General features: G+C 73.6%; 12 protein-coding genes and 1 riboswitch. Of the genes, 4 read left to right on the forward strand and 8 right to left on the reverse strand.

What is annotated here, in order from left to right; translation table 11 throughout:
• Positions 1 to 141: 141 nt before the first annotated feature.
• The gene (locus tag ACZ4TG_RS27630; RefSeq protein WP_468167452.1) at positions 142 to 1,410 is read right to left on the reverse strand and encodes a serine hydroxymethyltransferase; all 1,269 of its coding nucleotides are present in this window, start codon (positions 1,408 to 1,410) and stop codon (positions 142 to 144) included.
• A 34-nt stretch (positions 1,411 to 1,444) separates the two neighbouring features.
• Positions 1,445 to 1,535, reverse strand: a riboswitch (ZMP/ZTP riboswitch).
• A 109-nt stretch (positions 1,536 to 1,644) separates the two neighbouring features.
• Here ACZ4TG_RS27630 and rocD point away from each other — a divergent pair.
• Positions 1,645 to 2,850, forward strand: a complete 1,206-nt coding sequence (gene rocD / locus ACZ4TG_RS27635) for an ornithine--oxo-acid transaminase (protein WP_468167454.1) — start codon at positions 1,645 to 1,647, stop codon at positions 2,848 to 2,850.
• Between the two features lie 116 nt (positions 2,851 to 2,966).
• Here the strand turns inward: rocD and ACZ4TG_RS27640 are convergent, their stop codons facing one another.
• Both ACZ4TG_RS27640 and ACZ4TG_RS27645 read right to left on the reverse strand, forming a co-directional pair.
• The gene (locus ACZ4TG_RS27640; protein WP_468167456.1) at positions 2,967 to 4,163 is read right to left on the reverse strand and encodes a glutathionylspermidine synthase family protein; all 1,197 of its coding nucleotides are present in this window, start codon (positions 4,161 to 4,163) and stop codon (positions 2,967 to 2,969) included.
• 7 nt (positions 4,164 to 4,170) lie between these two features.
• Positions 4,171 to 4,473: a hypothetical protein gene (locus ACZ4TG_RS27645; RefSeq protein ID WP_468167458.1), complete on the reverse strand. Its 303-nt coding sequence runs from the start codon at positions 4,471 to 4,473 to the stop codon at positions 4,171 to 4,173.
• A gap of 123 nt (positions 4,474 to 4,596) precedes the next feature.
• Between ACZ4TG_RS27645 and ACZ4TG_RS27650 the strand changes: the two genes are divergently transcribed.
• Positions 4,597 to 5,406, forward strand: a complete 810-nt coding sequence (locus ACZ4TG_RS27650) for a hypothetical protein (protein ID WP_468167460.1) — start codon at positions 4,597 to 4,599, stop codon at positions 5,404 to 5,406.
• A 751-nt stretch (positions 5,407 to 6,157) separates the two neighbouring features.
• On the opposite strand, the gene pdxR is transcribed toward ACZ4TG_RS27650, so the two are convergent.
• Positions 6,158 to 7,570, reverse strand: a complete 1,413-nt coding sequence (pdxR, locus tag ACZ4TG_RS27655) for a MocR-like pyridoxine biosynthesis transcription factor PdxR (protein WP_468167462.1) — start codon at positions 7,568 to 7,570, stop codon at positions 6,158 to 6,160.
• Between the two features lie 46 nt (positions 7,571 to 7,616).
• On the opposite strand from pdxR, the gene ACZ4TG_RS27660 reads away from it, so the two are divergent.
• On the forward strand, positions 7,617 to 8,120 hold the full coding sequence (locus tag ACZ4TG_RS27660) for a carboxymuconolactone decarboxylase family protein (RefSeq protein WP_468167464.1): 504 nt from the start codon (positions 7,617 to 7,619) through the stop codon (positions 8,118 to 8,120).
• A 22-nt stretch (positions 8,121 to 8,142) separates the two neighbouring features.
• On the opposite strand, the gene ACZ4TG_RS27665 is transcribed toward ACZ4TG_RS27660, so the two are convergent.
• The 3 genes from ACZ4TG_RS27665 to ACZ4TG_RS27675 form a co-directional block, all read right to left on the reverse strand.
• Positions 8,143 to 8,961 carry a hypothetical protein gene (locus ACZ4TG_RS27665; protein WP_468167466.1) on the reverse strand — a complete coding sequence of 273 codons (819 nt, stop codon included), beginning with the start codon at positions 8,959 to 8,961 and terminating at the stop codon, positions 8,143 to 8,145.
• A gap of 107 nt (positions 8,962 to 9,068) precedes the next feature.
• Positions 9,069 to 10,058, reverse strand: a complete 990-nt coding sequence (locus ACZ4TG_RS27670; RefSeq protein ID WP_468167468.1) for a malate dehydrogenase — start codon at positions 10,056 to 10,058, stop codon at positions 9,069 to 9,071.
• Positions 10,059 to 10,259: 201 nt separating this feature from the next.
• Entirely contained in the window at positions 10,260 to 10,874 is a 615-nt protein-coding gene (locus ACZ4TG_RS27675) for a short chain dehydrogenase (RefSeq protein WP_468167470.1), read from the reverse strand.
• A gap of 81 nt (positions 10,875 to 10,955) precedes the next feature.
• On the opposite strand from ACZ4TG_RS27675, the gene ACZ4TG_RS27680 reads away from it, so the two are divergent.
• Positions 10,956 to 11,846: a LysR family transcriptional regulator gene (locus tag ACZ4TG_RS27680; protein ID WP_468167472.1), complete on the forward strand. Its 891-nt coding sequence runs from the start codon at positions 10,956 to 10,958 to the stop codon at positions 11,844 to 11,846.
• Between the two features lie 109 nt (positions 11,847 to 11,955).
• On the opposite strand, the gene ACZ4TG_RS27685 is transcribed toward ACZ4TG_RS27680, so the two are convergent.
• Positions 11,956 to 12,438 carry a DUF3017 domain-containing protein gene (locus ACZ4TG_RS27685; RefSeq protein ID WP_468167474.1) on the reverse strand — a complete coding sequence of 161 codons (483 nt, stop codon included), beginning with the start codon at positions 12,436 to 12,438 and terminating at the stop codon, positions 11,956 to 11,958.
• Positions 12,439 to 12,479 lie beyond the last annotated feature (41 nt).

A 12,479-nucleotide genomic window follows, 5' to 3' on the forward strand; every position in this document is an offset into this window, starting at 1 on the left:
GTAGTCAGGCGGCCGGATCTTGCCCCGGCCGAGCGACCGCTTTCCGGGGCGCCGCCGGACAGATCCGGCCCTCGCCGGCGTTCGAGGCGCGGATTGCGGGGCGCGGGGCGCGGGGCGGAGCCCCGCGACGCCGCCGCAGGGTCACGACAACGGGAGCCCCGGTGCCGGGAAGGCCGCCATCAGGTCGGTGACCTCGGCGCGGACGGCGGCCAGGGCCGGCTCGTCCCCCTTGGCGGCGGCCTCGACCGCGCGGGAGATCCAGTCGGCCACCACCGGCATGTGCTCCTGCGACAGGCCCCGCGAGGTGAGCGAAGGCGTGCCGATCCGGATGCCCGACGGGTCGAACGGCTTGCGCGGGTCGAACGGGACCGTGTTGTAGTTCACCACGATGCCCGCCCGGTCCAGCGCCTTGGCGGCGATCTTGCCCGGGACGCCCCGCGAGGTCAGGTCCATCAGGATCAGGTGGTTGTCCGTACCGCCCGAGACGAGGTCGAAGCCCCGCTCCAGCAGGGCGGCGGCCAGCGCCTTGGCGTTGGCGACGACCGCGTGCGCGTAAGAGACGAACGCCGGCTGCGCCGCCTCGTGCAGCGCGACCGCGATACCGGCCGTCGTCTGGTTGTGCGGGCCGCCCTGGAGGCCCGGGAAGACCGCCTTGTCGATGGCCTTCGCGTGCTCCTCACGGCACATCAGCATCGCGCCGCGCGGACCGCGCAGGGTCTTGTGGGTGGTGGTGGAGATGACGTCCACGTGCCCGGCCGGCGAGGGGTGCGCCCCGCCCGCGATCAGGCCCGCGATGTGCGCGACGTCGGCCACCAGGACCGAGCCCGCCTCCTTCGCGATGGAGGCGAAGGCCTCGAAGTCGATCGTGCGGGGCAGCGCCGTACCGCCACAGAAGATGATCTTCGGGCGTTCCGCGAGGGCCAGCTCGCGCACCGCGTCGTAGTCGATCCGGCCGGTCTCCGCCGAGACGCCGTACTGCACGCCCCGGAACCACGAGCCCGTCGCCGAGACGCCCCAGCCGTGCGTGAGGTGGCCGCCCATCGGCAGGGCCATGCCCATCACCGTGTCGCCGGGCTTCGCGAAGGCCAGGTAGACGGCCAGGTTGGCCGGAGAGCCGGAGTACGGCTGCACGTTCGCGTGGTCCACGCCGAACAGGCCCTTCGCCCGCTCGACGGCCAGCGCCTCGACGCGGTCGATGTTCTGCTGGCCCTCGTAGTAGCGGCGGCCCGGGTAGCCCTCGCTGTACTTGTTCTGCAGGACCGTGCCGGAGGCCTCCAGCACGGCGGCGGACACGTAGTTCTCGCTGGGGATCAGCCGCAGGGTCTCGGCCTGCAGTACTTCCTCCGCCTCGACGAAGGACGCCAGCTCGGGGTCGGTCGCGAAAAGGGCGGGATGGCGGCGCGCGGTCATGGCGGCTCCTCCGGGGTCGATGTCGTCTTCGTCCCCGCGAGGCCCAGGCGAGCGGCCGTGTATGCGGTCGTGCGCGCACGGCTCCCCCGGAGTTGGTTCTCCGTACGCCAGTCGCCGTGCGTGGGGCCCACCTTAGCGGGCACGCCACGAGAAAGGTTTCTCCGTCCGCATCGCGAGCGAGGATGGAAAGTGACGCCACCCTCGTCACAGGCCTGACGGACGATCGGAGACCCCGTGTCGAATACTGCTGATGCCATCCGCTCCGCCGACGCGCACAGCGCGCACAACTACCATCCCCTGCCCATCGTCGTCGCGTCGGCGGAAGGCGCGTGGATGACCGACGTGGAGGGCCGCAGGTATCTCGACATGCTGGCCGGTTACTCGGCGCTCAATTTCGGCCACGGCAACCGCCGGCTGATCGACGCCGCCCGCGCCCAGCTGGAGCGGGTCACCCTCACCTCCCGCGCCTTCCACCACGACCGCTTCGCGGACTTCTGTACCGAACTCGCCGCGCTGTGCGGCAAGGAGATGGTGCTGCCCATGAACACGGGCGCGGAAGCCGTGGAGACGGCGGTGAAGACCGCCCGCAAGTGGGGCTACGAGGTCAAGGGCGTCCCGGACGGCCACGCCAAGATCGTGGTCGCGGCCGACAACTTCCACGGCCGGACCACCACCATCGTGTCCTTCTCCACGGACCACGAGGCCCGCGACCACTTCGGCCCGTACACGCCGGGCTTCGAGATCGTCCCGTACGGCGACCTCACCGCGCTCGCCCACGCCGTCACGGAGAACACCGTCGCCGTGCTGCTGGAGCCGATCCAGGGCGAGGCGGGGGTCCTCGTACCGCCCGCCGGCTACCTGCGGGGCGTACGGGAACTCACGCGCGAGCGGAACGTCCTGTTCATGGCGGACGAGATCCAGTCGGGCCTCGGCCGCACCGGCAAGACCTTCGCCTGCGAGCACGAGGGGGTCGTCCCCGACGTGTACATCCTGGGCAAGGCCCTGGGCGGCGGGGTCGTGCCCGTGTCCGCCGTCGTCGCGGACCGGGACGTGCTCGGCGTGTTCCGGCCCGGCGAGCACGGCTCCACCTTCGGCGGGAACCCGCTCGCCTGCGCGGTCGCCCTGGAGGTGATCGCGATGCTCCGCTCGGGCGAGTACCAGCAGCGCGCCGCCGAACTCGGCGACCACCTGCACCGGGAGCTGAACCTGCTGGTCGGCGGGGGCGCGGTGACCGCCGTACGGGGCCGCGGACTGTGGGCGGGCGTCGACATCGACCCGGCGCGCGGCACGGGCCGGGAGATCTCCGAGAAGCTGATGGAACTCGGGGTGCTGGTGAAGGACACCCACGGATCGACCATCCGGATCGCGCCCCCGCTGGTGATCAGCAAGGAGGACCTGGACTGGGGGCTGGACCAGCTGCGTTCGGTGCTCTCCGCCTAGAGCGGTCCTCCCGGACCGGGCTGCCGGACCGGGCTGCCGGACCGGGCTGCCGGACCGGGCTGCCGGACCGGGCTGCCGGACCGGGCTGCCGGACCGGGCTGCCGGGCCGGCCACGGTCAGAGGATGACGTGGGGCAGGAAACGGGCGTACTCGTCCGTGACCGGCCCCGCGGACTCCCGGATGCCCAGCCCCGCCGCTTCCTCCTCGACGACCCACGCGCCGAGCACCACCCGGTTGCCGTCGAAGTCGGGCAGCGGGGCCAGGGCCTGGAAGACGTACGTCTCGCCCTCGTCCGGGACGAACGGCTCCGCGTCCGCGCCCGCCGCGTGCAGGCTCACCCCGGCCCCCTCGCGGCCCAGCAGGGGCTTGGCCGCGTACCCGGTGGTCTCCGCGAGCTCGCGCGGGCCGTCGAGATAGGCGGGCAGCAGGTTCGGGTGCTCGGGGAACAGCTCCCACAGGATCGCCAGCAGCGCCTTGTTGGAGAGCAGCATCTTCCACAGCGGCTCGATCCAGCAGGTGGTGCCGGAGCCGCCGCCGTGGTCGTAGGTGCCGAGGACCTGCGGGCCGAACTCGTCGGTGGCCAGCCACTCCCACGGGTAGAGCTTGAAGCAGCTGCGGATGAAGCGCAGCTTCTCGTCGACGAACCGGCCGGACAGGCTGTCCCAGCCGATCTGCTCGACGGACAGGGCCTGCGTGTCCAGGCCCGCCTGCTCGGCGGTCTCCTGGAGGTAGGCCACCGTCATCAGGTCCTCGCCGAGCTCGTCGGTCTCGGAGTGCGCGAAGTGCACCGGGCCGGGAGGCAGCAGCTCGGCCTGCCGGCGCCAGCCCTCGACGAGCCGCTCGTGGAGCGAGTTCCACTGATCGGCGCCGGGGAAGCGCTCCTCCATCCAGAACCACTGCGGACTCGCCGCCTCCACCAGGGAGGTGGGGGTGTCGGCGTTGTACTCCAGCATCTTCGCGGGGCTGCCGGAGCCGTCGTAGCGCAGGTCGAAGCGGCCGTAGAGGGAAGGCTGCTCGGCGCGCCGGTGCCAGGACCCGGCGATCAGCGCGGCGAGTTTCGGGTCGGTGATGCCGAGGTCGGCGAAACGGTCCTGCTCGACGATGTGCGCGGCCGCGGCCAGGCACATGGCGTGCAGCTCCTCGACGACGTTCTCCAGCGCCTCGACCTCCGGGAGGGAGAACGAGTAGTACGCGCTCTCGTCCCAGTAGGGGCGCAGGGAGTCGTCGGGATACCGGGTCAGGGGGTAGATCAGCCCCTGCTCCTCGACGGTCTTCTGCCAGCCGGGGCGGGGCTCGATGGTGTGCCGCTGCATGGGGTGCTCAGCCGCCGGAGGAGCCGGAGCTCTTGTGGCCGCCGATGCCGCCGCGGGTGACGGCGGACTTGTCGAAGCTGCCGCCGCCCACCTTGCCGTTGGACACGCTGCCGCCGTAGTAGTAGGCGCCGTGGCCGCCGCTCTTGCACTCCTTGCTGTCCAACTTCTTCAGCGTGGAGCGGTCGGCGCAGCGCTTGTCGGGCTCGTCGCTGCTGCCGCAGGCCACGAGGGTGGCTGCGAGCAGGCCCATGCCGCCGAGCGCGACGGCGCCCGAGCGCATCCGGCGCTGGGTGGTCTTGCTGGTGTCCATCTGAGATCGCTCCCTGGGTGGCGTGGTCCCGACAGACTAGAACGGGGTTGCCGGGGGATGGAATCCAGCCGTCGTCACACCCTTGTCACGACGGTGACCTAGAGTCAGTTCGTGCTCCTTGGGATGATTTGCGCACTTGGCGCGGCGGTCTGTTTCGGTACGGCGTCGGTCCTCCAGGCGGTCGCGGCACGGGCCGCCGAGCCGGGAACGGGCTCCGGGGTGGACGTCTCGCTGCTGCTGCGGGCGCTCCGGCAGTGGCGGTACGTGGCGGGCCTCTCCCTGGACGCGGTCGGCTTCGTCCTCCAGATCATCGCCCTGCGGCACATCCCGATCTACGCGGTGGGCGCGGCCCTGGCGGCCAGCCTCGCCGTGACGGCGGTGGTCGCGTCCCGGCTGCTGCGCGTACGGCTGAGCGGGCTGGAGTGGGGCGCGGTGGGACTGGTCTGCCTCGGGCTCCTGATGCTGGGGCTCTCCTCGGGGGAAGAGGGCTCCGGGACCGGATCCCTCGCACTGAAGCTGGGCCTGCTGGGGGTGGCGGGGCTGGTGCTGCTGGTGGGGGCGGTGGCGGGCGGCCTGCCGGACCGCGCCCGGGCCCTGACCCTCGGCCTGGCGGCGGGCACGGGCTTCGGGGTCGTCGAAGTCGCCGTCCGCCTCATCGACGACGTCTCGCTGTCGACCCTGGCCAACCCGGCGCTGTACGCGCTGCTGCTGGGCGGCGGGGCGGCCTTCCTGCTGCTCACCTCCGCCCTGCAGCGCGGCTCGGTGACGGCGGCGACGGCCGGGATGGTGCTGGGCGAGACGATCGGCCCGGCGGTGGTGGGGGTGGTGTGGCTCGGCGACCGCACCCGCGAGGGGCTGACCTGGCTCGCCGTGGCCGGCTTCGCCATCGCCGTGGCGGGCTCCCTGGCCCTGGCCCGCTTCGGCGAACCGTAGCCCTGGCCGGGCGGTTGCCCTGGCCGGGCGGTTTGACGGGGTTTCGGGGTGTCCCCGTGGCCCCTGCCGTTGCCCTGGCCGGGCGGGGAACGGGCTGCCCCTGCGGGGCGGGGCTCGTTTGCAGCTCGGCTGCTGCGGCCGCCTCAAGCGCCGACGGGGCTGGGTTTGGCTGCGCTCTGGGCGGGGTGCCGGGGACGCCGCCGGGGTGGGGTGTGGTCCGGGGCGGGCATGATTTATGGCGCCCCAGCCGGGTCCCCAGTTGCCGGGCGGTACAGGGCGCCAACAAATCACGTTTTAGCCCCGGACAACACCCCACCCCGACACCGCCCCCGGCCACGAAGCCCAACCCCCGCGGTAGGGGACAGTTATCCGACCACCGGGGTCGGTGACGGGGCCGGGGTGGGGTGTCGACCGGGGCTAAAACGTGATTTGTGGCGCACAGAAGCCCGAACATTCAAAGCCCTGAACAGGCGCCATAAATCATGCCCGCCCCGGACGACACCCCACCCCGGACCCGGCACCGACCCACCACCCCAGCCCCGCCGGCGCTTGAGGCGACACGCAGCAGCCGAGCTGCAAACCGACCCGGCCCGGCACGGGGCACCCCGAACCCCGCCACCCGCCCGGCCAGGGCAACGGCAGCCGAGCTGCAAAGCGGCCCGGCCCGGCACGGGACACCCCGAACCCCGGAAACCGCCCGGCCAGGGCAACGGCAAACAGGCCCGGGGTACCGGGGGCACCCCGAGCCCCGTTAACGCCCGGCCAGGGCAACCGCTTTGAGGGCCCCCAGCGCCCCCCACCACGCGCTGTCCGACGGGGTCCCGTACCCCACCACCACCGCGTCGCGCATCGGCATGTCCGACTCCGGGTGCCGGTAGCGCGAGAGGCCCTCCAGGGCCAGGTCGTGCCAGGCCGCCGCCTGGATCAGGGACGGCTCCGTGCCCGCCGGGAGGTCCAGCACCGCGTGCAGGCCCGCCGCGATGCCGGACAGCGTCACGGCCTCCCGCGTGGCCAGCGCCGCGACCAGCGCGTCCCGCCGCCGCCGGTACCGCAGCCGCATCCCCCGCACGTGGCGGTCGTACGCCCCCGACCTCAGGAACTCGGCCAGCGTCAGCTGGTCCAGCGCGCTGGACGTCCAGTCGATCCGGCCCTTCATCGCCATCACCTCCCCCACCAGCTCCGCCGGTACCACCATCCAGCCCATCCGGAGCCCCGGGGCCAGGGACTTGCTCGCCGTGCCCAGGTACACCACCCGGTCCGGGTCCAGCCCCTGCAACGCCCCCACCGGCTGGCGGTCGTAGCGGAACTCCCCGTCGTAGTCGTCCTCCAGGATCAGCCCGCCCGTGGTCCTGGCCCAGTCCACGGCCGCCGCCCGCCGCTCCGGCGTCAGCGCGACCCCGGTGGGGAACTGGTGCGCGGGGGTGAGGAGCACCGCCCCGGAAGCCGCCGTCAGCTCACCCGTCCGGGCCCCCGCCCCGTCCAGCCGCAGCGGCCGCGTCCGGAGTCCGGCCCCCGTCAGCAGCTCCCGGTGCACGTCGAGGCTGTACCCCTCGACGGCCACCTCCCGCACCCGGCGCGCCCGCAGCACCCGCGCCAGCAGCATCAGCCCGTGCGCGAACCCCGCGCACAGCACGATCCGGTCGGGGTCCGCGTACACGCCCCGGGCGCGCGCCAGGTATCCGGCCAGCGCCTCGCGCAGCTCCACCCGGCCCCGTACGTCCGTCGCGTACCCGAAGGCGTCGTTCGGCGCGGCCGCGAGGGCCCGGCGGGCGGCCGCCGCCCAGGCCGTGCGCGGGAAGCTGCCGAGGTCCGGGGAGCCGGGCACGAGGCTGTACGCGGGACCGCGCCGCGCGGCCGGCCGTACGCGGGCGGCGGCCGCGGCGGGGCGCCGGGGCCTGGCCCGTTCGGCGACGCGGGTGCCCGAGCCCTGGCGGGCCGTCAGCCAGCCCTCGGCGACGAGCTCGGCGTACGCCTCCGCGACCGTGTTGCGGGCGATGCCGAGGTCGACGGCGAGGGACCGGGAGGACGGCAGCCGGGTGCCCGGGGCGAGCCGGCCGCTGCGGGCGGCCTCGCGCAGGGCCTCGGTCAGCCCGGCCCGCAGTCCGCGTCCGGCGGAGAGGTCCAGGTGCAGGTCAGCGCCGAAAGTGGCCCAGGATTCCGTCATGGATATGGACCATATCGGCGGGCCGGTCCCCTCGTACGGTGGGGGCATGACGACGACGAACGAAACCCCCGTTTACGCCCCCGAGCACCCCGCCCGCCTGCAGTGGGCCCAGCTCGCCCCGGAGGTCTACAAGGCCATGGTGGGCCTGGAGGTGGCGGCCCGGAAGGGCCTCGACCCGACGCTGGTGGAGCTGGTCAAGACCCGTGCCTCGCAGCTCAACCACTGCGCGTTCTGCCTGGACATGCACACCAAGGACGCCCTGGCGGCCGGCGAGAGCGTGGAGCGGCTGATCCAGCTCGGCGCCTGGGAGGAGTCCCGGCACTTCTACACCGAGAAGGAGCTGGCGGCGATCGAACTGACCGAGGCCGTCACCGTCCTGACGGACGGCTTCGTGCCGGACGAGGTCTACGCGAAGGCGGCCAAGCAGTTCGAGGAGGCCGAACTGGCCCAGCTGATCGCCCTGATCGCGACGATCAACGCCTGGAACCGGTTCGGCGTGACCACCCGGATGACGCCGGGTCACTACACGCCGGGCATGTTCAAGCACTGACCGGCGGCGGGCACGGCCGCCGTCACCCGCCCGGGCGGAACGCGGCCAGCGCCTTCGCGTGGTGGTCCTGCGTGAGCGTCCACCCGGGGGCGGGGCCGCCCGTCAGTACGGCCCATGTGCCGCCGTCCTGGGTGGCGAAGACCCGTTCGACGCAGCGCCGGCGGCCGTGCGACTCCGCGCTGTCGTACTCGTACACGAGCTCCGCGGCTTCGGCCGCACCCGGGACCGCGCCGACCCGGATCTCCTCGTAGCCGGTGGTACGGATCTTCAGGTCGGCGGAGGCGGCCCGCACGGCTTCGAGCGGACCGAGTTCCGGCCCGGCCACCCGGAAGACCTGGAGCAGGGCGGTCCGGTCGGGCGAGCGGTAGAAGACCGCGCTGCCGCTCTCTTCGCGGACCCACCCCGCGGGGACGGCGACGGTGAAGCCCTTCGGGTCCCGCACGGTCTCGTGGGCGCCGCTCCCGCCGGTACTCGGGGCACTGGGGGTGCTCGTAGCGGTGCCCGGGCCGGGTGTCGAGGGCGAGCGGGTACCGGACGGGGCGGGCGGGCCCGACGGCTCCAGGGAGCCGAACCCGCTCGAAGCCGTCGGCCCGGCCTGTCCGTGCTCCTGGCCCGGGTCCCGCTGTACGAACCACATGGCGGCGGCGCCGATCGCCAGCGCGGCCACCGCGATGCCGGCCGTCGCCGGGGTCAGCCACCGGCGCCCCTGCCCGGCGGGCGGCGGCTGGGGCGACCACGGCTCGTACCCGGCCGGCTCCGGGACCGGCGCCGGCTCGGGCGGCGGGAACGCGCTGCCGCTGCCGTCGCCGCTGGGCTGCCGGGGATTCGGGGTGTCGGTCACCGACCGACCCTAGGTAGCGTCCGGGGTGGCCCGACAGGCGGGATCACGCCAAAGCGCCCCGGCCTGGTCCGGCCGGGGCGCTTCGATGTTCGTACCGACTAGATCGTTCAGATCAGGCCGAGCTCGCGCACCGCGTCGCGCTCCTCGACGAGCTCCGCCACGGACGCGTCGATGCGCGCACGGGAGAACTCGTTGATGTCCAGGCCCTGGACGATCTCGTACTTGCCGTCCTTGGTGGTGACGGGGAAGGAGGAGATGATGCCCTCGGGGACGCCGTAGGAGCCGTCCGACGGGATGCCCATCGAGGTCCAGTCGCCCGCGGCGGTGCCGTTGACCCAGGTGTGCACGTGGTCGATGGCGGCGTTGGCGGCCGAGGCGGCCGAGGACGCGCCACGGGCCTCGATGATCGCGGCGCCGCGCTTGGCGACGGTCGGGATGAAGGTCTCGGCCAGCCACAGCTCGTCGCTGACGACCTCGGCGGCGTTCTTGCCGGCGATCTCCGCGTGGAAGATGTCCGGGTACTGGGTCGCCGAGTGGTTGCCCCAGATGGTCAGGCGCTTGATGTCGGTGACGTCGGCGCCGGTCTTCTTGGCGAGCTGCGAGATCGCGCGGTTGTGGTCCAGGCGGGTCATCGCGGTGAAGCGCTCGGCCGGTACGTCCGGGGCGGCGGCCTGCGCGATGAGCGCGTTGGTGTTGGCCGGGTTGCCGACGACGAGGACCTTGATGTCGTCCGCGGCGTGCGCGTTGATCGCGGCGCCCTGCGGCTTGAAGATGCCGCCGTTGGCGGAGAGCAGGTCACCGCGCTCCATGCCCTTGGTGCGCGGGCGGGCGCCCACGAGCAGCGCGACGTTCGCACCGTCGAAGCCCTGGTTCGGGTCGTCGAAGATGTCGATGCCCTTGAGGAGCGGGAAGGCGCAGTCGTCGAGCTCCATGGCGGTGCCCTCAGCGGCCTTCATGCCCTGCGGGATCTCCAGGAGCCGGAGCTTGACCGGCACGTCCGCGCCGAGGAGGTGACCGGACGCGATACGGAAGAGCAGCGCGTAGCCGATCTGTCCGGCGGCGCCGGTGACGGTGACATTCACGGGAGTGCGGGTCATGGCCTTCTCCGTTAGACAGCTGGCGGTGGGGCGTCCCTGCCCCATGTGCTGGGAGGACGCCGCTCCCCGACCCTCTGAATCTTGACGTGAAGAGACATCCGCGGTCAGGCTATCCGACCCGGGGGGCGCCGCACCCCCGGGTCCCTGTGGTCCGTGGCACACGGATCCGGGAGTTCGAAGGCGCGGGCACGGGCGCGGCCCTCATTCCACGCGGAAGATCTCCCCCGTACGGTGCCCTTCCACGGACTTGACGTAGGCGTTCGCGGCGCGCGCCACCGGGACGGCGTCGAACCCCGCGAAGGTGTCCCCGTACGCGTCGAGGGACTCGGTGAACACGGTGGGGCTGACGGCGTTGATCCGCTGGCGGCCGGGCAGTTCGATCGCGGCGGCCCTGACGAACGCCTCGACCGCCCCGTTGACCAGGGAGGCGACCGAGCCGGTCAGCAGGGGCTCGCGGGCCAGGATGCCGGTGATCAGCGTGTACGAGGCGTGCGCGGGGAGCCGGGCCGCGCCCTGGCGGACCAGCTCGATCTGGCTGACGGCCTTGCCTTCGAGGCCGCCGCGGACGTCCTCGGTGGTCAGCTCGCCCAGCGGGCGCCACGGGACGCTGCCCGCCGCGCACGCCACCGCGTCCACGGCGCCGAACCGCTCCTGCGCTGCGTCGTACATCGTCCGGATCGACTCCGGGTCGGTGATGTCGACGTGCAGGTCCGCGTCCTTGCGGGAGGCGGTGAGGACGGCGTGGCCGCGCTCGCGCAGGGCCGCGTGAACCGCTCGGCCGAGGGTTCCGTTCGCTCCGATCAGTACGACGTTCATGGACCGAGCATCCCCCGTCACGAACCGTGAAGTCCAGCTATCTTTACTTCACCCGTCGTGAAGTCTGGCTACGCTGTCGGCATGCTGGACGTGAAGCGCATGGTGATCCTCCGGGACCTGGCCGAGCACGGGAAGGTCACCGTCGTCGCCGACCTGCACCGCGTGACCCCCTCCGCCGTCTCCCAGCAACTGCGCGCCCTGGAAGCCGAGGCCGGGGCCCCGCTGGTCGAACGGGAAGGCCGCGGGCTGCGCCTCACCCCGGCCGGCCTGGCCCTCGCGGCCGCCTGCGAGCCGGTGCTGGCCGCGCTGGAACGGGCCGAAGGGGCGGTACGGGCCCTCGACTCCGACCCGGTCGGGGAGTTCGCCATCGGCTGCGCCCCGAGCGCGCTCGCCACCGTGGCCGCCCCGCTGCTCGCCTCGCTCGCCGTACGCCACCCGCGGCTGCGGCCGCGCATCGTGCAGGCCGACCCGGAGGAGGCACTCCCCCGGCTGCGGCAACGCCGCCTCGACCTCGCCGTGACGTACGCGTACCCGCTGCTCGGCGCCCCGCCCGCGAGCGGGACCACCGCCGTCCCGCTGTTCGAGGACCCCCTGTGCCTGGCCCTGCCGCAGGCACTGCTCCCGGCGTACGGGCGGGACGGGCTGGCGGCGCTGGGGGAGGCCGACTGGGTCTCCGCGCCCGCCCCGAGCAGCTGCCGGGACATGCTGCTGCACGCGTGCCGCAACGCCGGGTTCACCCCGCGCATCGCCCACGAGTGCGCGGATCTGCGGGCCGGGCTGTGGCTGGTGGCCACCGGCCGGGCCGTGTCGATCCTGCCGAAGCTGCTGTGCGACGGCCCGCCCCCCGGCACCGCCGTGGTGGAGCTGCCGGGCCCCGGGCGGACCCTGGAGGCGCTGGTCCGGGCCGGCACCGAGGCGCAGCCGGCCGTCGCGGCGGTCCTGGCCTGCCTGGCGGAACAGGGCGCGCGCTGAGCCGCGTACGCCCGTGTACGTCTCCGTACGCCTGCCCGGGCCGTACGGAGGGCCCGCGCGGGGCAGCCCGCCCGGCCCGGCTGCCCGGCCCGGCCGCCGGCCGCCGCCGCTAGCGGACGGTGAAGCGGACCGCGTCCGTCAGGAAGGGGATGTCCAGCAACGGCTTCGGCTGTATGACCAGCGCGAGCAGGGTGATCGACACCCCCAGCAGGCCGTACGTGACCATGTCCGTGAAGCGGGAGCGCACCGCCAGCATGCCCACCGAAGGCAGTGTCCGCCGCAGCACGGCGGCCGCGATCAGCGCGACCCCGATGATCAGACAGCCCACCCGGGGGTGCCCCGTCGCCGTGGACAGCAGCCCGGCCGCGGTGGCCGTCAGCACGCTCAGCATCGGCCACTGACGCGCCGGCGCGGGCGCGTCCCCGGGCGCGGCCCGGCCGCCGCCCTCGGGGCGGGCGGTGTCCCGGGTGACGGAGGGGAAGCGGCGGGAGCGCGCGGCCGCGCCCTCGTCCCGCTCCCCGTCCTCCCCGGGCGCCGCGGGCTCGGCGGACTGCACGGACTGCACGGGCTTCACGGGCTCGGCGGACTTCACGGGCTCCGGCGGCTCCGCGGACCCCGCCGGACCCGCGCCGC

The sequence above is a fragment of the Streptomyces sp. NPDC028314 genome (assembly GCF_055565795.1).

Coding starts and splice junctions, on each gene's coding strand:
- ACZ4TG_RS27660 (WP_468167464.1), top strand. CDS start 7,617: ATGACGACGACGAACGAAACCCCCGTTTACGCCCCCGAGCACCCCGCC.
- ACZ4TG_RS27670 (WP_468167468.1), bottom strand. CDS start 10,058: ATGACCCGCACTCCCGTGAATGTCACCGTCACCGGCGCCGCCGGACAG.
- ACZ4TG_RS27650 (WP_468167460.1), top strand. CDS start 4,597: ATGATTTGCGCACTTGGCGCGGCGGTCTGTTTCGGTACGGCGTCGGTC.
- ACZ4TG_RS27675 (WP_468167470.1), bottom strand. CDS start 10,874: ATGAACGTCGTACTGATCGGAGCGAACGGAACCCTCGGCCGAGCGGTT.
- ACZ4TG_RS27640 (WP_468167456.1), bottom strand. CDS start 4,163: ATGCAGCGGCACACCATCGAGCCCCGCCCCGGCTGGCAGAAGACCGTC.
- ACZ4TG_RS27630 (WP_468167452.1), bottom strand. CDS start 1,410: ATGACCGCGCGCCGCCATCCCGCCCTTTTCGCGACCGACCCCGAGCTG.
- ACZ4TG_RS27645 (WP_468167458.1), bottom strand. CDS start 4,473: ATGGACACCAGCAAGACCACCCAGCGCCGGATGCGCTCGGGCGCCGTC.
- ACZ4TG_RS27680 (WP_468167472.1), top strand. CDS start 10,956: ATGCTGGACGTGAAGCGCATGGTGATCCTCCGGGACCTGGCCGAGCAC.
- pdxR (WP_468167462.1), bottom strand. CDS start 7,570: ATGACGGAATCCTGGGCCACTTTCGGCGCTGACCTGCACCTGGACCTC.